Source organism: Microbulbifer mixtoriginis (SeqCode), assembly GCF_052467515.1.
This window is the reverse complement of the sequence record NZ_CP174314.1, coordinates 2,903,796-2,927,067: the sequence shown is the minus strand read 5'-3', so window position 1 is coordinate 2,927,067 and position 23,272 is coordinate 2,903,796. Positions and strand designations below refer to the sequence as shown.

The window sequence follows — 23,272 nt, the reverse complement described above, 5'->3', positions numbered from 1 at the left end:
CTAGATCTTTTTTGCCCTGGGTACCTGATGTCCGGTGGCGCTGTGGTAAGGAAAGGAATTAATGCTTCAGGGCGATCAGGAATCCATAGTCTACGGTTGTATCAAAGACAGCAATAGCCTTGCCGGAGGTAGCGAACGCCGTCGTATTAACCGCAATGCGGTACTCGCTCTGCCCAGTGCCGACGAGTGGCCCTTTCTCTGTCGCGATATGTTTTCTATTCCCACCATTAAAATGAAGCAATCCCAATACCAAACGGATGTGATCCACTTTGGTGCCTCCTATCGTGCGGTAGAGTATGAATGGGATATGTGGATTCAGAAGTTTGAGGAATTGTTGAGAAGCATGTACTGGGTGTCCGCCACTGTACACTTGGAAACCGAGCTTTCTGGAGTGCATTCCTTTAGTTGGGAGGCTGCTGGCCTCTATCATGAACCCGGAAGTGGTGACATGCAGGTACGCTGTGAATGGACTCAGGAGGGGCGGGTGAGTGTCTAACTTGGCAAGCTCACTCTGCGCCTCAATCCCCGGTATCCTGGGTCTTTTCTTTTAGCTCTTAATACTTCCTTCTTTCAGAGACTTCCTCTGCCTAAGGCTTTTCGCGAGGCGTCAGTCACAGATTTTGGCGCTCGCCTTCGGTTCGGCAACTATATTCCCTGGACCCCCCTTTCAGTGGGACTTTGGTCTGGTAAAGTGCTGTTTGCCACCCCGCCGCAGAATGTGGGGTTGGTGGGCTGTTCAGCCAGATGATAAGAATTGGCGCCGTAGGCGCCTTATCAGGAAGCAAAGATTATGATCAAAGTGAACTCTCTACTTTTCGCCAGTGCCTTGATGTTGTCGCCGCTGTTACAAGCTGCGGAACACGGCAGCAAGACCGAAGCTGCGGAAAAAGCCCCGCAGCAAACCAAGCTCTATATTATCTCCCCGAAAGATGGCGAGAAGGTGCCACAGACTTTCACTGTAAAATTTGGCCTGTCTGGCATGGGTGTGGCTCCGGCGGGTGTAGAGCGTGAAAATACCGGCCACCACCACCTGCTGATTGATGTGGATGATATGCCGGACCTGAGTAAACCCCTGCCCGCGACTGAAAATATCATTCACTTTGGTGGTGGTCAGACAGAGACACAAGTCACCTTGCCGCCCGGTAAACATACGCTACAACTGGTGCTGGGCAACTATATGCATGTGCCCCACAAGAATCCGGTGGTATCGAAAAAGATTACCGTTGTAGTCGAGTAGATCCCGGGCAATTCCACATTTCTGAACGGTGCACAGGAGTGCACCCTGAGGGACACAAATGGGCGATAAATTCCGCATTGAAAAGGACAGTCTCGGCGAGATCCAAGTGCCACAGGAGGCGCTTTACGGAGCACAGACCCAGCGTGCCGTAGAGAACTTCCCTGTCAGTGGCAAGCCCCTACCCGCTGAATTTCTCCGGGCCATAGTGCTGATTAAAAAGTCTGCTGCCGAGGCCAACAGGGATCTGGGCTTGCTGGATAAGGCGAGGGCGACAGCGATTATCGACGCCTGTGATCGACTTGGCGATGAGGAGTTTGCGCGCCATTTTCCTGTGGATATTTACCAAACTGGTTCCGGCACCAGTTCAAATATGAATGTGAACGAGGTGTTGGCGCACCTCGCTGCAGAGGGCAATGGCTTGTCTATTAGCCCCAATGATCATGTCAATATGAGTCAAAGCAGTAATGACGTGATTCCCACGGCGATACATGTATCGGCTCTGCTGGCAGTGCGCGACAAGTTGCTGCCGGCGTTGCGTAATCTTCATACCGGAATATGCAATAAGAGCGTCGAGCTGGAGAGCGTGGTCAAGACAGGCCGAACCCATCTGATGGATGCTGTTCCTATCACTATGGCGCAGGAGCTGAGTGGTTGGGCGGCACAGGTTGAAGCTGGTCGAGAGCGCATCCGTGGCTGTATGCCGCGCCTGGCACAGTTGGCCCAAGGCGGCACGGCGGTGGGTACTGGTCTCAATGCCCACGCTGACTTTGCCGAGCTTTTTGCGCAAAAGTTGAGTGCACACACTTCTCAGCAATTCCGCCCAGCGGAGAATTTTTTTGAGGCGATTTCCAGCCAGGATACTTCAGTGGAGCTGTCTGGGCAGCTCAAGGTTTTGGCTGTATCCATGATGAAGATTGCCAATGACTTGCGTTGGATGAACAGTGGTCCCTTGGCAGGTCTCAAGGAGATTGAGCTCAAAGCCCTGCAGCCGGGCAGTAGTATTATGCCCGGCAAGGTGAACCCGGTAATTGCTGAGTCTGCCGCAATGGTGGCGGCAAGGGTGATGGGTAACGACGCAACCATCACAGTGGCCGGACAAAGTGGCAATTTCCAGTTAAATGTAATGCTGCCCCTGGTGGCCAGCACATTGTTGGAGAGCGTTCACTTGCTCGCCAATGCCGCGCAGTTGCTGGCGGATCGGGCTATCGCAAGCTTTACCGTGAATCGCGCCCATATTGACGAAACCCTGGGGCGGAATCCTATCTTGGTTACCGCCCTGAATCCGGTCATCGGGTATCTGAAGGCCGCTGAAATTGCTAAAGCGGCCTATAAAAGTGGTCGTCCGGTGATGGATGTGGCGCTGGAGATGACCGATTTGGATCGCAAAACTCTTGAGGGACTGCTGGATCCGGCACATCTGGCGAAGGGAGGATTGGTGGGGGAGTAGCGACTCTTTAAATAGGGGGGGTTAGGCGAAGACCGCGATGCCCAGCATTATCAGGGTGACAATCAGTGTCATAAGTATCATCCAGCGGAAGAGACGCAGCAGGGTAGCCTGATCTTCGGGTTCCAGCATTCTTCTGGGCATTTGCGCCTCCTGCGGCGTTGACAGATACCTGCCGATCCCTCACGATTCGACGCCGCGTCGGTAGCTGGGGAACATTTGATTAATTTCACAATGTTTCATGGGGGCTTTTTACAGGCTCTTAGGTGCCGACAATACAATGGTAGCGCCACAAGAAGTGGCTATCTCACCTGTTTTAAAAATCAATGTATCCAGATCACCATGGCCAATAAAAGTCGCCGCTCCTTTATTACCAGCGTGCTCGCCTGTGTCGCATTTGTTGCGGCGGCGATCTTTAGCTGGGACCTGCCTGTCAAGGATGTCCTTTATTACCTGGTCCTTTTGCTGTTAGCGCTGTTTGTCATTATTGCAGCTGCGTTGGGTTTTGGGGCCGTATTGAGCTGGTTACGCAGGCGAAAGTAGACAGATGGCGGCATCAGAAGAGGATATTCGTATACCCATTGCCTACCTGGAGCGATTGCTAGAGGAGGCGATACGCCACGGCTGCGACAAAGCCGAACTGCTCGAGTCGGTCGGTATTGATGAGCATGAGCTGGAGGGTGTGGCGGCATTTTCGGCGATAAAATACGGCCGTCTTTACCAGCGGGTTATGTGGCTGGCCCAAAATGAATGGTTTGGCATGCTCAGTGGCGGGCGAGTGCGTTCGGGCTCTTTCCGCTTGCTGTGTATGGCGGTGGTTAATTGCGCCACTCTGCGCCAGGCAATCACTTTGTGTGCCGAGTTTATGGAGATCTGTCGCGGCTTTAAGGTGAAGCCGGAGCTGCAGGATGGAGAAAATGGCCGCGTGCGGGTAGAAATCCACGGCATCAGTTCCCTGGAAAAAGGGGAGTTTGACCGGCTGTTGGCCGCCACTAGCCCCAGTGTGGTGCGCACTACCTTGGCAGTTTGGCACCGTTTCTACTGCTGGTTGGCAGGGCGTGAAATCCCGCTGGCACGTTTGCATTTTTCTTTCTCCTGTCCGGAAGAGTTTCGCAGCTTGGCTCAGAGCGAAGCGGGCGAACTGTCTTTTGAGCAGCCATTCAATGCCCTCGAGTACGATGCACGTTATCTCGATTACCCGGTGGTGCAGAGCCCCCAGATGGTGGAAGATTTTATCCGCACCGCGCCTTATCATCTGGTGATTAGCGACGGCAGCGCCAACAGCATCAAAACCAAGGTTAAAACCATCCTCAACAGGGATGTCAGCGAGTCCATGCCCGCCGCCGAAGCTGTGGCAGAGCGGCTCAATATGTCGGTGACAACTTTGCGCCGCCGCCTGCAGCAAGAGGGCACTTCTTACCAGAAACTGAAAGATGAGTGCCGTATGGAAGCGGCATTCCACTACCTGAGTTGCCCGGATCTCTCCAATGGACAGATTGCCGAGATGCTCGGGTTTGATGAATCCAGTGCTTTTTTCCGCGCCTTTAAGAAGTGGACTGGGATCACGCCAGGTGAATACCGCCGCGGGGGTCGAGCCGCTGCTGGCCTGGATATTTGACTGGCCTGGTCACATTTTTACGAATTCCCGCCTCGATTTGTCACCGCTTTGGACGGATTTCGCCATAGAGAGGGCTGTAGCCTTACTACTATGATGAACCAATCTTATTAATTAGTCACAAATATGACCGGGCAGTTTCTGGCTGGTCTTAACATAACCGAATTGAGGGTATCAGGATGACCGATATCAAAGTGCCACTGCGTGAAATGCGTTTCGTAATGCGCGAGATGCTGGACTCAGATAAGCATTACGAGTCTCTGGGTTTTGAGGAGGCCACTCCTGATGTCGTGGATGCCATCCTGGAAGAGGGTGCTAAGTTCTGTGAAAACGTACTGGCTCCGCTGAATCAGATCGGCGACCAGCAGGGCTGTACCTGGAAAGACGGTGAAGTCACCACTCCAGAAGGCTTTAAAGAGGCCTATCAGCAGTTTGTAGAAGCCGGCTGGCCGGCGCTGCCCCACGATCCCGAATACGGCGGTCAGGGCCTGCCGCCCTCTCTGGGCACCATCATGAGCGAAATGGTGGGTATTGCTAACTGGTCTTGGGGTATGTACCCGGGCCTTTCCCACGGTGCCATGAACACCCTGGAAGAGCATGGTACCGACGAACAGAAGGCGGTATATCTGACCAAGCTGGTTGAAGGCAGCTGGACCGGCACCATGTGTCTGACCGAGCCTCACTGTGGTACCGACCTGGGTATCCTGCGCACCAAGGCTGAGCCCAACGACGACGGTTCTTACGCGATTACCGGTACCAAGATCTTTATCTCCGCCGGTGAGCACGACATGACCGATAATATCGTGCATATCGTGCTGGCACGCCTCCCAGATGCGCCGGCTGGCACCAAGGGGATCTCCCTGTTCATCGTGCCCAAGTTTATGCCTAACGCTGATGGCTCTATCGGTGAGCGCAACGGTGTTGTATGTGGTTCTCTGGAACACAAGATGGGTATTCACGGTAATGCCACCGCAGTACTGAACTTTGACGGTGCTAAAGGCTTCCTGATTGGCGAGCCCAACAAAGGTCTGAACTACATGTTCACCTTTATGAATACTGCGCGTCTGGGTACCGCTTTGCAGGGCCTTGCCCACTCCGAGATCGGCTTCCAGAAGTCCTTGGCTTACGCTAAAGATCGCCTACAAATGCGCTCCCTGTCTGGCGTTAAGAACCCAGAGGGTCCCGCTGACCCAATTATCGTGCACCCTGATGTACGTCGCATGCTGATGACCCAAAAGGCCATCTCTGAAGGCAGCCGTATGTTGGTTATTACCTGTGCGCAACTGGTTGACATCACTCATAAAGGTGATGAGGAAGCGAAGAAAGAAGCGGAAGATCTGCTGGCATTCCTAACGCCGATCGCTAAAGCATTCATTACCGAAGCCGGTCTTGAGTCTGCCAACCTGGGCCTGCAGTGCTTCGGTGGCCACGGCTACATCGCCGAGTGGGGCATGGAGCAGAATGTACGCGATGCGCGTATCTCCACCATCTACGAAGGCACCACTGGCGTTCAAGCACTCGACCTGCTGGGCCGTAAGGTATTGATGAGTCAGGGTGAGCTGCTGCGCCACTTCACCAAGAAAGTGCACAAGTTCTGCCAGGCGGAAATTGATAATGAAGCGCTTGCGCCTTTTGTTACCAAGCTGCAAGAGCTGAACAAGCAGTGGGGCGACCTGACTCTGCACGTAGGCGGTAAGGCCATGGAGAATGCGGATGAAGTTGGTGCGGCTTCCGTGGATTACCTGATGTTCTCCGGCTACACAGTGCTGGGTTACCTGTGGGCGCGTGCTGCTAAAGTAGCTAACGACAAGTTAGCTGAAGGCACTGCTGAAGGAGATTTCTATCAAGCCAAGCTGAAGACTGCTCGTTTCTATTTCGAGCGCATCCTTCCGCGTACCTCCAGCCATGCTGAAACCATGCTGAGCGGTGCGGCCAACCTGATGGATCTGGACGCAGAACATTTCGCGTTCTAAATCCAACCTCAATAAAAAACCGTCGGTCTTCACCGGCGGTTTTTTTTACCGGCGCCGAAGTGGCCAATGACGGAGACATTCCGATGCAATTGCCGGATTCAGTTCAGGAGCGCCTGCGGCGCATAGCTTGTTTGCACCCACTTGCTCGGGTACAGTTCCGCCTGCCGGATGCCTGTGACTTTTATGTTTACGTAAAAGGAGCTCCGAATGATCTCGAAGTGGTTTCTGAGTTCGGGCAAACGGAAGAACCGGCGCTAATATTGGAAATGGCTAATCACACTTTGAATGCGATTTTGGCTGGCCATTTAAACGCTAGACATGCTTTTTTGTTGGGAGATGTCCAATACTCTGGAGATAGAGAATTGGCCGCTGCGTTGGCAGGTTTGTTTCCTGCGCAGGGTAAAGAGGACGATGGGTTTGGAGAGGCATGAATAAGCCTCTTTTTTATTGTCTCGCAACATACTACAAACAATAAATAAATTCTCGCTGGCTCCGAAAAATGGCAGGTTTCGTCTATAAGGGCGAGAGATGTGAGCAAGCGATAACAACAATCAGGAATGGGAGAAGAGAGTTGGACATTGATCGCGGCATTCTCGATGTATTTAAAGGCGCTTGCGCCAAATTTGGTGACCGACCGGCTTTCACCTGCCTGGGGCGAACTCTGACTGTCGGTGATATCGACACCTTGAGCGCGAAGTTCGCATCTTATTTGCAAAATCACACCAATTTGAAGCCCGGTGATCGCATCGCTATCCAGCTGCCCAATGTACTGCAGTACCCTGTAGTTGTATTTGGTGCTTTGCGAGCTGGACTTGTGGTCGTCAATACCAATCCGCTGTATACCCAGCGTGAATTAAAGCACCAGTTGAATGACTCCGGTGCCAAAGCATTGGTTGTACTGGCGAATATTGCTGATACCGCTTCGGCTGTTGTTGCTGAAACTAGTGTTGAGAAAGTGATCGTTACTGAGATCGCAGACCTGCACAGCCCTTTAAAGCGGGTTCTGATCAACGGCGTTGCCAAGCACATCAAAAAAATGGTGCCGGAATTCTCTTTTGCCCAGCAGGTAAATTTCCGTGAGGTACTGGCTCTCGGTGCACAGAAGGGCAGTGAGGATGTTGAGCGCGCACCAGAAGATATCGCCGTGTTGCAATACACCGGTGGCACCACCGGTGTTGCCAAGGGTGCGATGCTGACCAACCGCAACCTGGTTGCCAATATGCAGCAGGTTCTTGAAGCGTTTGGTAGTGGTATGAAAGAGGGGGAGGAGTTCTATATTGCGCCGCTGCCGCTCTACCATATTTACGCTTTCACCATCCATTGCATGTGCCTGTTCTCCACCGGCAACCACTCTCTGCTGATTCCAAACCCGCGCGATATTCCCGGCTTTGTGAAAACCCTGAAAGGGCAGCGCTTTACCGGCTTTGTTGGCCTGAACACCCTGTTTAACGGCTTGATGCTGAATAAAGATTTTGCCGAATTGGATTTCAGCAAACTGCACTCCACGGCTTCTGGTGGTATGGCTCTGACCAGAGACACTGCCAAGCGCTGGGAAGATATGACCGGCTGTGTGGTTATGGAAGGCTACGGTATGACCGAGACTTCTCCGGTTGTTTCTTTTAACCCCACCGAGGGTGTACAGCTGGGTACTGTGGGTATCCCGGTTCCGGGAACTGAAGTTAAAGTCGTGGATGAAAATGGCAACGATCTGCCGAATAATTCTCCCGGTGAGCTCTGTGTGCGTGGTCCCCAGGTAATGAAGGGATACTGGCAGCGCCCAGAAGCCACTGCCGATACCCTCGATAGTGAAGGTTGGTTGAACACCGGTGATATGGCGGTGATCCAGGATGATGGATACATCAAGATTGTGGATCGCAAGAAGGACATGATTATTGTGTCTGGCTTCAACGTATATCCCAACGAAATTGAAGATATCGTCAGTGCCCATCCAAAAGTGACCGAAGCCGCTGCAATTGGTATTCCCGATGAGAAAAGTGGTGAACAGGTGAAGCTTTTTGTTATTAAGGCTGACCCGTCTTTGACTGAGAAAGAAGTTATCGCTTTTTGTCGAGAGAATATGACGGCATACAAGGTGCCGAGAAAGGTCGAGTTCCGTGAAGATTTGCCAAAGACTAATGTCGGTAAAATCCTGCGTCGTGAACTGCGCGATGAAGAACTGAAGAAAAAGGATGCTATCGGCGCTTAGTTATAATTTTATCCGGCAATTAATTGGCGGATAACTGCGACACAAGGATGTGTCGCCAACGATAGCCGTTTCCTAAATCCCGCCCCCTAATAAGCCTGTTTAAATCTGCCATTCTCTGCTGGTCTCAACTGTTTCAATATATCTTCAGTTGCGACTAGAACACTTAAGTGCACCTTGAAAAAGTGCTCGGATCTTTCCGTTGTTAATACTTTCGTGGCCAACTTTTTTTATTGTTAATTTCCTTATCTTTTTTTGGGATAACCCATTGATGTTAAAGTGACCATTTATTAGTGGGCTGTCCTCACCCCGATGTACACAGGTCTAATGGAAGGGGCTCTCTATAACGCGTGACAATTATCTAGGATTTGCTTGGATATTTTTATCTTGTGTAGGGGGAGTTTAGCTTTTGTCCGATTGCCATGCCTCGCGATTAAAGTGACGGCAGGTGCTGCAAAACTGGATGAATCAATTTCCAAGGAGTTTACAGTGGTGGCAAGGTCGATGAGAAGGATATGGACTCTACGGCAGTAGTACTGATGCTATCACTGCCGCAGAGTGGCTGGAGAGAGGGTTACTTACGGGCTTCGGCACTCGCATCGCGAATTGCGCGGAACTCGTTGCCCTCATACCAGTTGGGCCAATCGCGGCTGTTGGCCAGTTTCAGACCTAGTTTTAGGCCAAGCTGCAGGTCCATTGCCGAGCCCTTCAGGTTCCAAGAGGGGTCGTATTCATCGCCAGGCTTGTGGTAATGCTGGCTAACATACTCAGCACCCTTTGCCTGGGCCCACTCGCGGCCATGCTCAAAGTTGTCGCTGCCGGAGTCGAAATACAGCATGGGCACGCCTTTCTTCGCCAGGCTGAAATGATCTGAACGATAGAAGTAGCCGCGCTCCGGGTGCTCTTCCGGGGCTAAATAGCGGCCTTGTCCTTTGGCGGATACCTCCAGCATTTGCTCCAGCTCACTGCTGCCATAACCGATTACAGTAATGTCGCGGGCTGGGCCCAATACGTTCATGGCATCAAAGTTAATGCCAGCAACGGTTTTCTCCAAAGGAGCGACAGGTTTTTCGGCGTAGTACTTGGAGCCAAGCAGGCCTGACTCTTCAGCCGTTACGGCAACGAACAGCAGCGAGCGCTCTGGGCGATCCAGCTTCACCGCCTCAGCGGCCATAGCGATTAAGCCAGCGGTACCGGTGGCATTATCGACGGCCCCGTTAAAGATCTGGTCTTTACCATCTGCATTTTTGTTAACGCCCAGGTGGTCCCAGTGCGCGGTGTAGACAATCACCTCGTCGGGGTGCTTGTTGCCCGAAAGCTTGGCAACCACGTTGCGAGAATTAGACTTCTGCAGGCTGTTTTTCAGTTTTACGCTGGCGGTTATCCCCAGAGCCTTGGGTTTGAAGCCCTGAGTTTTGGCTGCGTCCATTTCCTTTTGCAGATCGAGGCCGGCGGAGCGGAATAGCGTATTGGCGGCTTGATTGGTCATCCAAGCTTCAATAGCAACCCGGTCTGCATTCTTATTTTCGGCTTCGAGGCTGACTTGCGCACCGGACCAGGAGCCACTGACCACTTCCCATGGATAGCCCGCAGCACCGGTCTCATGAATGATAATCGCACCGTCAGCTCCTTGGCGGGCGGCTTCCTCGAACTTGTAGCTCCAGCGGCCGTAATACGTCATGGCATTGCCATTGAACAAGGCCTTGTCCTGGGTCGCGTAACCGGGGTCATTCACCAAAATAACCGCAGTCTTGCCTTTCATATCCAATCCGGCGTAATCGTTCCAGTTATTTTCTGGAGCGACAATGCCGTAGCCCACAAATACCAACTCGCTGTTCTCCAGGGAAGAGCCTGCGGTCTGTCTTTGGGTGAAGGCCACCATATCGTCTATTGGTTGCAGGTTTTGCTCGAAGCCATCGCCCTTGAATGTCAGGGGGGTGGTTTCAATTTCCATTTCCACGATAGGGACTTGCTGGAACCAGCTGGGTTTGCCGGCCGCATCCATAGCCCCAGGCTCCAGGCCCAGCGCCTTGAATTGCTCCGCCAGGTAATTCACGGTGAGCTCTTCACCCTTGGTAGCGGGAGCGCGCCCTTCAAACTTGTCGGAAGCAAGGATCGCAATGTGTTTGTGCAGGTCTGCAGCTATGGCATCGACCTGAGCCTGTTCGGCTTCACTGAGAGATAACTTGGCACTGTCAGCATGGTGGTGTTCGGCATGGGCTGCGTTGTGATCAGCCTCCGGCTTGGCCGCTTCAGTGGTGCTTTTGCCACAAGCGGTTAGTGCGCTGCCGACGGCAATGGTCAAACCGAGGCGACGCCAAAGAGTAGGGATTCGCATAATTATGTCCTGTGAGTCTTGCTCAGACACGGATTATGCACGATATAGAGCAAACTAACGACAATTCTTCGGTAGTCGGCTAGTCAAGCAGGCTGGTACCGCTGGAAGAGAAAAGGGAGAGCCCGCGCATACTAACGCGAGCTCTAAAGGATGTTTGTAAGTGAAGAGTTGGGCTGGGATTACTCGCTGCGCAGCCACTGGCCTTCAGTGGATTGGTCTTGATAGTTAATCCAGACCTTGTCGTAGCCCGTGGCTTCCTTCGCTGCTTTTAGGGCTTGGTTGTCTTTGCTGTTGGTGGGTACCTCAAAGACGTACTGGCTGCCAAGGGCTTGGCAGTTGGCGCTACCGTAAGCCCAGGGTCCGGTAGAGGCAGTGGCGACCCAGCTACCGTCGGTTACATTCTTGCAGGCGAAGCTGTATTGATTGCTGCAGTTGGCATCATTCCAACGCCCGTTGCCCCACTGCATTGCACAGTCTTCATTGTTGAGGTTATTGGGTTCGTTCTGATCCCAGGACCAGATTGCGGCGGCGATACGGCCGTCACTAGTCTTCATATTGTCCAGGTTGATAATGTTATGCCCCTGGGCAAAGCCATTACGTACATCGTTAGCGGTGATCCTCTCAATACCGCCATTGAAGATTTCTCCAATGGTGCCGATAGTGGTGCTGTCTTCCCAGACGCGACCAATCTCACCGAGGCCGGTAAATGCCATATTCTTCATGCTGTTATTACCCGAGCATCCGCCATCTTTCCATACGACAACCTGTTTTCCGGCAGCCAGTACCTGATTCTTGGTCAAGGTGCTTGGAATACTCTGGCAGCCGCCGCTGTAGTAGATTCTATTGCCAAAGCGGCTGGTAATCTGGTCGTAAAGATCCTGGTGGCGTCCGTCGGAGTGGTCTTCGATGTATAGGATAATAACCTCATCCTGGTTGGCGCTGTCCTCAAGCCAGGCTTTCACCTCATTAAAGCCCTCGGTAGCATACTTGTCGTTCAGGCTGCACAGCCCATGGCAAAGCAGCAAGCGTTTGGGGTAGGAGAAGAGGTTCTCCATTTTTGCCGTCCAGTGGACGTCCAGTTCAATAAATCTTGCTCCCATTCGCAGTTGATCCTTAATGGAGTATTCCTGCTGGGGGTCTAGATAGCGGCAACCAACGGAGAAATTACAGGCTCGATAGACCTCTGAGTTGTAAGTGTTGTGGGTACCGAGAATATTATTCTCACTCATTGGGGTGTGGTTATCGATTTTACGTTGCAGGTCCAGGGCTCTGCCTGTCCAGCTATTTTGAAAGTCGGAAACTGTGTCTGCCCATAGTGGTGAACAGATAAGCAGCGACAAAACGGCTGTAATCTGGATTGATTGCATGATATTGAGTTTCATTATTATTCTCCGGGGGCTTTCTGGACGGATAGCCTTTTCGTTCGTTTGGGGTTTTAAGATAAAGAGAGAGATTTTTTAATCTTTTATGTTCAATTATTTTGCGGAACCCTATTGGTACCTTTTTATTGTTTTCTTTTTTTACTATGGGCGGATTTTTCTGTCTAGAGAAAGTGGTGTTATTTAGCAGCTTTTGGGATATTGGTTTGGTTTTGTTGGGATTGCTTGGATAGAAAGTTCCAATATCCCATTGATAATGTTCTGTAGTGACCAGGCATTCCATTTTTGCGCGGTTTTTTAATACAAAAATACTCCAGTTAAGGGTCGCTATTGATGCCATAGGGCAAAGTTGTTGGCATGATAAACCCCTTAAGCCCACTTGCCTCGGAAGCTGTGTGATGGGTTGGTGGGTCTTTCTTTCTTTTTGGCTATTGCCATAAGCCATAGATGTTTGATCTGAACATTTTTCTCCTTTTGTTTTAGGAAGGGGGGGAACTCAGGATTTGAAGTTGCGATACTATTTTATCCAATTTTAAGTGGATTTATGGGGTGCCAATATTGGGCTATTCTGAATCAATAAAATCTATATTTTTTTAAATTTTATATTGCTCTTTGGTCGTCCTCCAAGATAGCAGTGCTTGCATATGATTAGTTGCTTTTGGGGGTGTTCTGCAAAGTGTACATCGGTTTGACTTGATTTTAAGTGATTTCAGCTTTTATGCTTTTTTGTGTTCTTGTAAATGAGGTATAAAATTTATGCGTTGCAAGAGGGAAGAGTATATTGCTCTCCAATTTAATGTGGAATAATTGCTGGTGCTAAAAATGATAAAAATAAAGTGTTTGTTGATAAGTTTATTCTTTGGTTTTTCTGTTGCTGTTAATGCGTATCAGTCAGCGTATTGTGCCGATCCCATTCTGGAAGTAGATTTTGATGGAGTTGTGATTGCTGGTTCCAAGCAGAGACTAGTGAATGTTGCCCTCAGTGGGGAACCAATGCGGGTGGGCTGGGATTTGGATTTCGATGGAGATAAACAATCAGATCTCACGCATTGGTCAGATGCACAATTTACCAGTGTGGTATCGGGAGAGGTGGCGACCAAGGTCCAGTCTGTACACCGACAAATTCCCAGGCTTGAGGATGGAAAAATAGAACTTTCCACAGATTTTGGGAGATGGCATGGTCTACTGGATAGTCGAGGGATTCTACACGGACGTTTTGAACACTCCAAAAGAATAGATGAAGATCGCGTCCATTCAATCTGGTGCTTTACCGAGCCTCCTCGTAAAACCTGGCAAATGGTGTTTCAACATGATCGCGCCGGCAGCACTATCGAAGGTGAAAAGTCCCAGTTAGTGGATGCTGTGGAAGGAGGGTGGGCGATACGGCTTGGTAGGCTAGATTTGACAAAGGAAAAATTAGAAAAAGAAATTGCTGCAAACAAAGTAGCGGAATTGGTACCTATCTCAGTGCAAATTTCACCTGAGGGAGAAGTCATTGCGCAATTACCGCAAACTTTTCTTCCAAAGCATTTCCTGGATTCCAGTATTAACCAATATGCAAATAGTAAGGTTCTTTGGGGGCTAAAGTTAGTACTACAGGTGAGCTTGATTTAATTTGGGAGGATTTACACAGCGGGCAGATCTCACGTCAACGGCGCAGCCAGATGGGGCTGGCCTGGTTTGTTGAGCGACCTGTAAAGTGAATTGCTGATAGGCTCAGCTTTATTTCGGAGAATGCCCCGGCTTATTGGGCCGGGGCTCAAGCTGATTTGAAATTACTTCAGGATTTTTAGGGTCTCGCGTATTGGGAACAAAATATCGCGGGCTAATTGCTGGCTGCGGGCTGGGGACCACCCCTCTACAGGATCAGGCAGGTTGTCGTTATCCTTAAATGGCATTTCCAGGGTCAATGCCAGAGTGCGGAACTGATGACCGGCCCAGGCGGTGCCAATGGTAAGGTTGGCTTCGCCAGGTTTGTCCAGCTCATAACCGTGCTCGGTTTGAAAGTCGGGGCTGATAGCCTCGTAGGCCTGTTTAAAGGTTTCTTCCAGTTTTGCGTGGCGCTCGTCATAGCCGGGAATACCTTCACAGGCAGCAACGAAGTTATAGGGAAGTGCTTCGTCTCCATGAATATCTAAGAAGATATCCCCGCCGATTTCCAACATCTTTTCCCGAACGAGGAATACTTCCGGGCTGCGATCCATGGTGGGATTGAGCCACTCGCGATTGAGGTTGGCACCAGCGGCATTGGTGCGCAGGTGGCCGCGAACGCTGCCGTCGGGGTTCATATTGGGGACTACGTAGAAAACGGTATCTGCCAGCAGTTTCTGGGCTTGAGGGTTGGCATCATCCAACAGCGCCTCAAGGAAGCCCTCTACAAACCACTCAGCCATGGTTTCTCCGGGGTGTTGGCGTGCAATCATCCATACCCGATGCTTGGCGGTTTCGGCATCTCCGATAGTGAGCATGGTCATATCGCGTTGGTCGAGGGTTTTGCCAAGGGTTTGGATTTTTACCCGCTCATTGCTCTGAGCCCAGGCCAGCAGATCCAGGTGGCGCTCCCAGGAGTAAGGTGCGAAGTAAGCCAGGTAAATACTGGGCTCATCCAGGGTTACGGTAAAGTCGAGAGTCTTGCCATCGTAATTGGCGCCGATGCGGAACCAATTCTGACGGTCATAGGAAGCGCACACCCGATAGTTTTCCCAGCCTTCCGGGTAGGCGGATTTACCTGCATTGACAATACTCAGTGGATAGCTTGCGCCCACCTCACCTTCTAGTCGAAAGTGAAACCACTGGTAGAAATCGGAGTTATTATCCTGGCGTATAGCCAGCTGAATAGGGCTGCTTTCAGCGTTGATCACTTCGATATTGCCGCTGTCAAAGGCACTGGTTATGTACATGTAGTGAGCTCCACTCTTGTTGTTGGGCGCAGGATACAGCTCTGGAGGGATTTTTTCAGGGGGAGAGTGGGGGATTTCGCCACTTGAGGGTGCAATTTTGCGCTTTCTGAAATTAAAAAAGCACGGTACCGAATTCGATACCGTGCTTTAGCCATTCCATGGCGGCACCCGCTACGACTACTGCTCCCTGAAATTTCCGGTGTCGGACCCCTGGCGACTGCTCACTGCCCGGCCTGATCACAAGTGCGTCAATCCACACTGTCAGAAATCGACTACATCTCCTTAACATCCCGCAACAAGTGCTGGTTAAAGTTTAGGCAGTTCGATTGGGCAATTGTTGTACGTTGGTGCAGATAGGCGTAAATTTGCTTATCTTTCACCCCGTCGATAATGAGTTGATTGAGAGCTGTAGGGGAGAAACTCGAAAGCTTGGCGGAGCCCATTACAGGGGAAGTACCCGCCTGGACAATATTATCAAAGTTAATAATAGAGGTAGGCCATGAATAGAAATCTAAAGCGTGGCATTGTATTCAGCGGTTTGCTGACCGTGGTGATCAATATGAGTGCTTGTGGTTACTTCCTGTATCCAGAGCGCAAAGGGCAAAGTGGTGGACGGGTTGACCCGGCTGTATTGATACTAGATGGGGCCGCACTGTTGTTTGGCATCATCCCCGGTATTGTGGCTTTTGCGGTAGATATCACCAATGGCACCATTTATTTACCGCCGGGGAGTAGCTCTGTAATCGACCGTCACGTCAGTAGCCTGGATGGAGGTGAAGTGCGTCAGGTAATCGACGAAGAGGGGCAGGCCTGGCTTGAGATGCCGATAGAAACTTTCACCTCGGAAGAGAAGACCCTACAGAGCTTGGGGAAAACCTTATCTGATGTCACTGAAAGCCAGATCGATGCCAGTGATATCGTTTGGCTAGAGGACTCCGCAGCCTTGCGGGCTGCAACTGCCACCCAGACCGTATCGCGCTAAGTTTTTTCGCTTTCTTTCCTTCATTTATGGGGACTACAAGTTGGCACTTGTAGTCCCTTTTTCCTGCGTCTCAATGAGCGCTGGTTCAATACAGACCTTCTAGCGCCAAAGGAACCACGCTGGCTGCCAGTAAAAGGCCCATGGTGATATTAAACAGTCTCAGGTGGTTGGGTTTGGTCAGAAAGCGCTTTAGCCCTATACCAAAGAACAGCCAAACAGCGACACAGGGACCGCCTATGGCTATAAAGGCTAGGGCGATCTGCAATATGTCTTTCCACACTTCGCCATTTGGGCTTGTGAATGCTGCTAGGGCACCTATGGCCATAATCCAGCCTTTGGGGTTGACCCACTGAAAGGCGATGGCCTGAAAAAATGAAAAGGGGTGGCGATCGCTGGCGGAGTCTATCTCGCGTGTTGAAGCGATCAGCCAGGCCAGATATAGCAGATAGCCAATGCCTACCCAGCGGATAATCTCGTGAAGTACTGGAAATTGGCTGAAGACCGAGCCGAGGCCCAACCCTACAGCAATGACCATTGCGGGAAACCCAAGCCAGATACCCAGCAGGTGTGGTAAGGAGCGGCCGGCGCCGTGATTTAATCCAGAGGACATGATCATTAAGTTGTTGGGGCCAGGGGTGATACTGGTGGAAAAGACAAAAAGGGCAATGGGCAACAGCGTTTCTATCAAGGGGGCCTCAGGGTCCATTGTGGGCATCATGCTAAGATGCAGGCAAAACCAGAGAAGCACAAGTGAAATTGATCGACAGCCATTGTCATTTTGATTTTCAAATTTTCGAGACCGATCGGGCTCAGGTCTGGCAGCGCTGTGTCGCCAAGGGGATCAGTCAACTGATTATCCCCGGTGTTTGTAAATCCCAGTGGCAAAGGCTTGCGCTATTGGTTGACGGTCAGCCCCATTGGCATGCGGCTGCTGGAGTCCATCCTTGGTGGGTGTCAAAAAACTGCCAGGAAGATGAAGAGTGCATCAATGAGGTGCAACTGAACAGTGCACTAGCCGAGCATCTGCAGCAGTATCGCTGTATTGCTGTCGGAGAGTGTGGCCTGGATGCCGCTATAGCAACTCCGTTGGAAAAACAAATTGCTGTATTTAAAACACAGCTGGAAGTTGCCAGTGACTTACAGCTACCACTGATTTTACATGTGCATCGGGCGCACAACGAAGTACTTAAGCTATTGAAGCAATACCCTCTACCAAGGGGAGGAGTGGTACATGCATTTAGTGGTAGTGAGCAGATGGCTATGGACTACTGGAAAATGGGCTTTTATTTGGGCGTTGGTGGCACTATCACTTACAGTCGCGCGGCCAAAACCCGCAAGACCGTTACACGTATGCCGTTAGAGAGTCTGATACTGGAATCCGATGCACCCGATATGCCACTGGCAGGGCGGCAGGGACAGCGAAATAGCCCAGAAAATCTGCCATTAATAGCCGCCGAGTTATCGGCGCTTCGCGGTATTTCTTTACAAGAAATTGCCAGCGCAACACGAAAGAATACTGAGATATTATTTACCCTATGAGTTTTTCTGCAGAGCAATTCAAGAAGCAGTTTCCACTTTTTGCCCAGGGGGAAAATGCAGGTTTAGTCTACCTGGATAATGCAGCTACCACGCAAAAACCGCTATCCGTTATTAATGCGATGCGGGATTACTATATTCACAGTAGTGCCAACACTCATAGATCTAGTCATCGATTAGCGCGCAGGTCTACTGAAATAGTCGAGCAGGTGCGCTATGAAACCAAGCAGTTTGTGAATGCCGCTAGTACCAAAGAAATCATTTTTTGTCGCGGTGCAACTGAGGCCCTGAATCTGCTCGCCCATTGTCTTTGTAGTGAATTACAGCCTGGCGATGAGATAGTTATTTCCACCGCTGAACATCACGCGAATATCGTACCTTGGCAGATGATGGCCAAGCGCCATAATCTGATTCTGCGCTATGTGCCCCACTCTGCAGGAATTCCCCAGTTTGATCGACTGGGAGAGGTGTTGAACGATCGTACACGAGTGGTTTCTCTGACCGGTGGTTCCAACTCAATAGGTTTGCGTCCAGATCTCTCATTAATTCGAAAATTGTTACGATCTTGGCAACTTATGTGGATCGTGGATGGCGCTCAGTTGGCCGCTCATGAAGAAATTGATGTGCAAAAAATTGGTTGTGATTTCTTTGTTTGTTCCGCACATAAGTTTTACGGCCCCAGTGGGATCGGTTTTCTCTACGGGCGCGAAACCCTTTTGGAGTCAATGCCCCCTTGGCACGGTGGGGGTGAGATGATCGCGGAAGTGGAATTCCAGCAGAGCCACTACGCCGAATTACCTCATAAATTTGAGGCGGGCACATCACCACTGGCTGCAATAGCCGGGCTGGGGGCGTCACTGGATTTCCTCTCCCGACAGGATCGTACCGCTATGGCCGAACATGAACAAAGACTGACACACTGGCTGCACCGGGAACTCAATGCATCCCCAAACTTTCGTTTGATCAGTCAAGCTAGTCACAACCTCGGAATAATTTCATTTGTGCCGGTCGAAGGCAGTGCTACGGATTTAATGCACTGGCTGGATGAGCGGGATATTGCCGTGCGGGTGGGGCATCACTGTGCGCAAATACTGGGGCGAACCAGTGGCAATCAGGTTACGGTGCGCGCCTCTATAGCGGCTTATAACACCGACGATGATATCAGGGCATTTCTGCAGGCGTTAGAGGACTATTGCGAGGTCCAACAGCTGGTCACATCTGGGGTAGAGGTTCACTCCAAAAGCTGGGCAAGAGATGATTTTTCCCTGTTGCAACTTGAGCGTCTGGCCTCTCATCAAAATTGGCAGGGGCGTTATCGTGAGCTATTGCAGTGGAGTAAAGTGGTTACCCGTAAGCCCGAGATCCGCAATCCGGAGAATCTCGTTCGTGGCTGTGAATCTGAGGCCTGGTTAGTACACAGGGAAATAGATGGGCGTCACTTCTTTGGACTCGACAGCGATAGCCGGGTTGTGAAGGGGCTCGGGGCACTGTTGCTTTCTCAGATAGATGGTTGCACTTCGGACGAGGTCCAAGCATTGGACCTGCCCCAACTATTTAATGAATTGGGGCTGAGTAAGCACTTGAGTCAGTCTCGCAGTAATGGGTTCTATGCTTTGATGCGCCGCGCATTACATCAGATAGAGAGCGGCGCAGAGCGGTCTTGATAGGGTTATACACCTTGGTTGGCAGGGCTGAGGCTTGGGACTCTACCGGGCGTTTTAGCTTTCAGGCCGAACAGTAATCGCAGCAAGGACACCCGCCGAATGATAAATTCATGAATAGCGAGACACCCTATCACCGTTATTAAAAAGACCAGTAGGGGCTCGATAACCGGCCCCATGGAAAACTCTTTCAACTTAAAGAGCGCCGCAACGGTAATTGTCTGGTGCAGTATGTACCAAGGGTAAACTGCCTCTGTGGCATAGGGCAACCATGTAAACGGTCGGTTGAGGCAGTAGTGTCCCCAAGCTAATACTGTAAGTAGCCAGAACCAACGATTGGCATAAATCACTATCAGTTGAATTAAAGACTGCCCAGGAATTATATCCTCTTCCAATACCCGATCGAACAGCAGGAATAGGCAAAAACAAAGCGGAGCCGCAATCAGCAGGAAGAAGCGCAGGCGCACTAGCAGTTTCCATGGAGCCTCATTGCTGACAAGCAGGTAGCCGAATAGAAAGAAAGTGAAAAATTGTGCATGGGTATACCAATCACCAACAACGGCGTAGTTAATTCCACCAAAAAGCGGGAAGAGATAGAGGCCGTATAAAGTGAGGGGTAGCAGCGGCATGAATAGAAGCTGCCAGGCTCTAAAGCGAGATAGCCAGTTTCCTAGCCCTGGCCTGTAGGTATACAGAAAATAAGATACTGGAATAATGGCTAGCGTGTAGCAGAGCAGGTAGGGTAAATACCAGAGGTGATTCCAGGTGAAGCCAACATGGCTTCCTGCAAAGCTCTCGGCCGGCCAGGGTTGAAACGTAAAGTATTGCCAGAGGAAGCTTAGGTAACCTGGCTCTATGACGCCGTTGGAGAGCGCCTCATAGTAAGCTTGTGGTGGCACTATAACCAGTATGCCGAAGAGAAGTGGGATAAGTAGCTGTCGCAATCGCCTCAGCAGAAACCGAGCGCTCCCAAGCTTAGCCAGCAGAAAGTATGTTGCGGCCCCAGAGATCAGGAACAGCAATGGCATTCGCCACTGGTTAACTGCCAGCATCAGGATCTGCAAAGGTTCACTCTGGTAAGTGCTCTTTACATGCCAGCCCCATTCGGCCACATAGGCCATCCCCAGGTGATACAGAATGAGTAGGGCAAAAGCGAGCACGCGCAGGGCATCAATGTCATGGCGGCGATGAATGTTTTTTTGCATGGCGTCCTTCATTTGGATTGGAAACGAGTTTCGCTATGTTCCTTGGGAAAAAGCCCTGTCTGCCATGCAAAGGACGTGAGATGCACCGTTACAGGTGTGAGTGGTGGTTTTCAGGGATGAATTGTGGCTATGCTACCGGCAAAAATGCATGGGGATTGGAATAAATGACGGTACAAATGTACCTGGCGCGCAGGCGGCAATTTGAAATAGGGCTCTGCATTCTGTTCTTATTCGTACTATGGCTGGTGCAATTTACAGTAGTGTACCTGGAGCATCTCGGAGCGGAGTCCAGATTTAAGCCTTGGGAGTTTTTGGTTTGGGAGGGCACCAGTATTCTGGTTGTGGGGCTGTTGTTCCCATTGATTCTGATCTGGGATCGTCGCTTTCCCCTAAGTAAGGAAACACTTGCTCGACATTTATTTATACATCTACTGCTGACCCTGCCTTGGTCGCTTTTACATGTTGTTGCTATGGTGGCACTGCGTACGGCGATCTACTACCTCGAAGGTGGCTCCTACAATTTTGGACACTGGGGAATTGAATTTTTCTATGAGTACCTGAAAGATTTTCGTACTTATGGCTTTCTACTGGGGGCTGTTTATTTATATCGTTTTCTCCTACGCCGCATGCAAGGTGAGTCACTAGAACCCCCGGATGAAGGGCGACCTAAAGACTCTATTGAGCGCCCGGAGCGCCTTTTAATAAAGAAGCTGGGTAAAGAATTTCTGGTGAATGTAAGAGATATCGAGTGGGTGGAAGCCGCAGGGAATTATGTAAACTTACACTTGGGAGACAGAATTTATCCCCTTCGCGATACCATGGCAAAGTTACTGGAACGTTTAGACCCAGATGACTTTGTGCGAGTGCATCGCTCTTATATTGTGCGTTTGGATTCCATTGCCGAGATAGTTCCCCTTGAAAGTGGGGATGCGCGTATTTGCTTACAAGGTGGCCAACAAATCCCTGTAAGTCGTCGCTACAGGGATCTGCTCAGGACTCAGTTGAGGTCGGCTTAGCTTGTGCTTTTTGCCTGTAGAAGCCTTTCTATAGCTCGGGAAGCTGCCACAAAGCCAAAAGTGCCGGTAACCATGGTGGCTGCACCAAAGCCACCACTGCAATCTAATTTAACCCCATTCTGCATGGCGCTTTTCTGCTGGCAAACGTCACCATCGGGTTTTGGGTAAACCATCGACTCGCGGGAGAAAATGGCGTCCACACCGAACTGCCGTTTGCTGCTCTTTTGGAAATTGTGAAAACGATAGAGATGCTGACGCACCTTGGCCAGCATAGGGTCGTTGATGGTGCGACCGAGATCCGCACACTCAATGGCCTGTGGGGAGCGCTTACCACCGGCGGAGCCAACGGTGATCAGACGCAATTTTCGCGCTTTGCAGTAGGCAACCAGCGAAGCTTTAACTCGCGCATTATCGATGGCGTCAATAACAATATCCAGACAATCTCTATCGGGGTTGATCAGCTCGGCCAGATTGTCTGTGGCGATAAAGTCATCGATAGCGGTGACCTGAATCTCCGGGTTGATCTGCCTGAGTCGGTCGGCCATGACCTCGATCTTCATGTGTCCAACCGTTGAGGAGAGGGCGTGGCACTGGCGATTGGTGTTGGTGATACATATATCGTCGAGATCAATTAGTGTCAGGGCGCCTACACCACTTCGGGCAAGTGCCTCAGCGATCCAGGTACCCACACCGCCGATGCCGATAACTAATATATGGGCCCGATTCAATATCTCCAGGGCATGGTTACCATACAGGCGGCCGATACCGCCAAAGCGTTGTAGGTATTGTTCAGACAGACTCATTGGGGCTCTTTTCCGATACTTCTTCCAGAAAGCGGTGCTTGTCTACCGCAGAGGGCAGTAAACAACTACTGCGCCGGCCAAACCAGCGGTAGCGATTGCGCGCTACCAAATCGTAGAGCCAATCCCGCACTGAGCGCGGAATGTAGCGCAAAACCACAAGATAACGCCAGTAGCCATCAAGGTTGGCTGAGATACGAAGGGCCGCCTCACTCTTATGGTATTGCTGGAAGCAATCTCCCTGTCGCTCTAATAGAATCACGCTCTCATAGGTTTTCAGGGGTAGCCCAAGCTTCCTCAAGTAGTGCTGGCCAGCCTGGGACTGTACTCGGCAGAGCGTGAAGCGACAATGAGGGTCGTACTTTATGAGCAGATGGCTCCAGCCGTTACAAAGGTTACACTGGCTGTCGAAGAGGACGATTTTTTCAGGAAGAGAGGGGGGCATGGGGGAAAATAGCGGCCCGGAGGCCGCCAATATCTTTAGTGAACGTGACCGTGATCGATTTCTTCCGCGGTTGCGTCGCGCACTGAGATAACTTCGATCTCAAAGTGCAGCTCCACTCCGGCCAGAGGGTGGTTGCCGTTAATAGTAACTTCATCGCCATCAATATCGATAATTTCGACTTCAATGGGGTGGCCATCGGTGCTCTGGGCGTGGAAAGCCATGCCAACTTCGAGCTCTTCTACACCGGAAAAGGCGCTGCGGGGCATAGTTTGGATCAGCTCTGGGTTTTGCACGCCGTAACCTTCCTCAGGAGAGATCACCGCAGTGAACTTGTCCCCTGGTGCTTTTTCCAGCATTTCCCGCTCAAGGCCAGGAATAATATTGCCCACGCCCTGTAAGTACTTAAGCGGCTCCCCATTTGCGGAGGAGTCGATGACCGTTCCGTCAGCATCTTTCAGGGTGTAGTTGATTTCCACAACTGTGTGGTTGGCAATCTTCATGGATAGTCTCTTATTGAAGAGTGAGTGAATTAGCGCTT

22 protein-coding genes are annotated in these 23,272 nt (G+C 50.9%); 13 read left to right on the top strand and 9 right to left on the bottom strand.

Going from position 1 to position 23,272, the window contains the following annotated elements; genetic code table 11:
* Window positions 1-61: 61 nt before the first annotated feature.
* The 8 genes from ACJJIT_RS12460 to ACJJIT_RS12425 all read left to right on the top strand — a co-directional run bounded on the left by ACJJIT_RS12460 (window position 62) and on the right by ACJJIT_RS12425 (window position 8,475).
* Window positions 62-496 carry a hypothetical protein gene (locus ACJJIT_RS12460; protein ID WP_152456343.1) on the top strand — a complete coding sequence of 145 codons (435 nt, stop codon included), beginning with the start codon at window positions 62-64 and terminating at the stop codon, window positions 494-496.
* A 294-nt stretch (window positions 497-790) separates the two neighbouring features.
* Window positions 791-1,237: a DUF4399 domain-containing protein gene (locus ACJJIT_RS12455; protein ID WP_444885444.1), complete on the top strand. Its 447-nt coding sequence runs from the start codon at window positions 791-793 to the stop codon at window positions 1,235-1,237.
* Between the two features lie 58 nt (window positions 1,238-1,295).
* Entirely contained in the window at window positions 1,296-2,684 is a 1,389-nt protein-coding gene (locus ACJJIT_RS12450; RefSeq protein WP_444888589.1) for a class II fumarate hydratase, read from the top strand.
* Between the two features lie 339 nt (window positions 2,685-3,023).
* The gene (locus tag ACJJIT_RS12445; RefSeq protein ID WP_252085344.1) at window positions 3,024-3,224 is read left to right on the top strand and encodes a hypothetical protein; all 201 of its coding nucleotides are present in this window, start codon (window positions 3,024-3,026) and stop codon (window positions 3,222-3,224) included.
* A 4-nt stretch (window positions 3,225-3,228) separates the two neighbouring features.
* A complete protein-coding gene (locus ACJJIT_RS12440; RefSeq protein WP_252085345.1) occupies window positions 3,229-4,299 on the top strand; it encodes an AraC family transcriptional regulator in 1,071 nt (356 codons plus the stop codon).
* A gap of 176 nt (window positions 4,300-4,475) precedes the next feature.
* The gene (locus tag ACJJIT_RS12435) at window positions 4,476-6,269 is read left to right on the top strand and encodes an acyl-CoA dehydrogenase C-terminal domain-containing protein (RefSeq protein WP_444898586.1); all 1,794 of its coding nucleotides are present in this window, start codon (window positions 4,476-4,478) and stop codon (window positions 6,267-6,269) included.
* 83 nt (window positions 6,270-6,352) lie between these two features.
* Window positions 6,353-6,700, top strand: coding sequence for an SCP2 sterol-binding domain-containing protein (locus ACJJIT_RS12430; RefSeq protein ID WP_252085347.1), 348 nt, complete (start codon window positions 6,353-6,355; stop codon window positions 6,698-6,700).
* Window positions 6,701-6,840: 140 nt separating this feature from the next.
* Entirely contained in the window at window positions 6,841-8,475 is a 1,635-nt protein-coding gene (locus ACJJIT_RS12425; protein ID WP_444898585.1) for an AMP-binding protein, read from the top strand.
* A 571-nt stretch (window positions 8,476-9,046) separates the two neighbouring features.
* Here ACJJIT_RS12425 and ACJJIT_RS12420 read toward each other — a convergent pair.
* From ACJJIT_RS12420 to ACJJIT_RS12410, 3 genes are all read right to left on the bottom strand, one after another.
* The gene (locus ACJJIT_RS12420; protein WP_444898584.1) at window positions 9,047-10,810 is read right to left on the bottom strand and encodes a M28 family metallopeptidase; all 1,764 of its coding nucleotides are present in this window, start codon (window positions 10,808-10,810) and stop codon (window positions 9,047-9,049) included.
* A 179-nt stretch (window positions 10,811-10,989) separates the two neighbouring features.
* Window positions 10,990-12,192, bottom strand: coding sequence for a phosphatidylinositol-specific phospholipase C domain-containing protein (locus ACJJIT_RS12415; RefSeq protein ID WP_444898583.1), 1,203 nt, complete (start codon window positions 12,190-12,192; stop codon window positions 10,990-10,992).
* On the bottom strand, window positions 12,092-12,634 hold the full coding sequence (locus ACJJIT_RS12410; RefSeq protein WP_444898582.1) for a hypothetical protein: 543 nt from the start codon (window positions 12,632-12,634) through the stop codon (window positions 12,092-12,094). The genes ACJJIT_RS12415 and ACJJIT_RS12410 overlap by 101 nt, the downstream gene beginning before the upstream one ends.
* 377 nt (window positions 12,635-13,011) lie before the next feature.
* On the opposite strand from ACJJIT_RS12410, the gene ACJJIT_RS12405 reads away from it, so the two are divergent.
* Window positions 13,012-13,803 (top strand): hypothetical protein, encoded by a 792-nt coding sequence (locus ACJJIT_RS12405; protein ID WP_444898581.1) that lies wholly within the window; start codon window positions 13,012-13,014, stop codon window positions 13,801-13,803.
* Between the two features lie 161 nt (window positions 13,804-13,964).
* Here ACJJIT_RS12405 and ACJJIT_RS12400 read toward each other — a convergent pair whose 3' ends face one another.
* Window positions 13,965-15,089, bottom strand: coding sequence for a M14 family metallopeptidase (locus ACJJIT_RS12400; RefSeq protein WP_444898580.1), 1,125 nt, complete (start codon window positions 15,087-15,089; stop codon window positions 13,965-13,967).
* Between the two features lie 499 nt (window positions 15,090-15,588).
* Here ACJJIT_RS12400 and ACJJIT_RS12395 point away from each other — a divergent pair, with 499 nt between their 5' ends.
* Window positions 15,589-16,071, top strand: coding sequence for a hypothetical protein (locus tag ACJJIT_RS12395; protein ID WP_444898579.1), 483 nt, complete (start codon window positions 15,589-15,591; stop codon window positions 16,069-16,071).
* Between the two features lie 85 nt (window positions 16,072-16,156).
* On the opposite strand, the gene ACJJIT_RS12390 is transcribed toward ACJJIT_RS12395, so the two are convergent.
* Window positions 16,157-16,789 (bottom strand): LysE family translocator, encoded by a 633-nt coding sequence (locus ACJJIT_RS12390; RefSeq protein ID WP_444898578.1) that lies wholly within the window; start codon window positions 16,787-16,789, stop codon window positions 16,157-16,159.
* A gap of 32 nt (window positions 16,790-16,821) precedes the next feature.
* Here ACJJIT_RS12390 and ACJJIT_RS12385 point away from each other — a divergent pair, with 32 nt between their 5' ends.
* Together ACJJIT_RS12385 and ACJJIT_RS12380 are read left to right on the top strand one after the other, a co-directional pair.
* A complete protein-coding gene (locus tag ACJJIT_RS12385; protein WP_444898577.1) occupies window positions 16,822-17,610 on the top strand; it encodes a TatD family hydrolase in 789 nt (262 codons plus the stop codon).
* A complete protein-coding gene (locus tag ACJJIT_RS12380) occupies window positions 17,607-19,271 on the top strand; it encodes an aminotransferase class V-fold PLP-dependent enzyme (protein WP_444898576.1) in 1,665 nt (554 codons plus the stop codon). The genes ACJJIT_RS12385 and ACJJIT_RS12380 overlap by 4 nt, the downstream gene beginning before the upstream one ends.
* Window positions 19,272-19,276: 5 nt before the next feature.
* Here ACJJIT_RS12380 and ACJJIT_RS12375 read toward each other — a convergent pair whose 3' ends face one another.
* Window positions 19,277-20,473: an acyltransferase family protein gene (locus tag ACJJIT_RS12375; RefSeq protein ID WP_444898575.1), complete on the bottom strand. Its 1,197-nt coding sequence runs from the start codon at window positions 20,471-20,473 to the stop codon at window positions 19,277-19,279.
* A 164-nt stretch (window positions 20,474-20,637) separates the two neighbouring features.
* Between ACJJIT_RS12375 and ACJJIT_RS12370 the strand changes: the two genes are divergently transcribed.
* Window positions 20,638-21,489, top strand: coding sequence for a LytR/AlgR family response regulator transcription factor (locus tag ACJJIT_RS12370; RefSeq protein WP_444898574.1), 852 nt, complete (start codon window positions 20,638-20,640; stop codon window positions 21,487-21,489).
* On the opposite strand, the gene tcdA is transcribed toward ACJJIT_RS12370, so the two are convergent.
* From tcdA to ACJJIT_RS12355, 3 genes are read right to left on the bottom strand one after another with little or no spacing between them, the layout of a single operon-like run.
* Window positions 21,486-22,292 (bottom strand): tRNA cyclic N6-threonylcarbamoyladenosine(37) synthase TcdA, encoded by an 807-nt coding sequence (gene tcdA, locus ACJJIT_RS12365; protein ID WP_444898573.1) that lies wholly within the window; start codon window positions 22,290-22,292, stop codon window positions 21,486-21,488. The two genes, ACJJIT_RS12370 and tcdA, sit on opposite strands and share 4 nt — an antisense overlap.
* Window positions 22,279-22,734, bottom strand: a complete 456-nt coding sequence (locus ACJJIT_RS12360; protein WP_252085359.1) for a thiol-disulfide oxidoreductase DCC family protein — start codon at window positions 22,732-22,734, stop codon at window positions 22,279-22,281. The genes tcdA and ACJJIT_RS12360 overlap by 14 nt, the downstream gene beginning before the upstream one ends.
* 35 nt (window positions 22,735-22,769) lie before the next feature.
* Window positions 22,770-23,234, bottom strand: a complete 465-nt coding sequence (locus ACJJIT_RS12355; protein WP_252085360.1) for an FKBP-type peptidyl-prolyl cis-trans isomerase — start codon at window positions 23,232-23,234, stop codon at window positions 22,770-22,772.
* Window positions 23,235-23,272 lie beyond the last annotated feature (38 nt).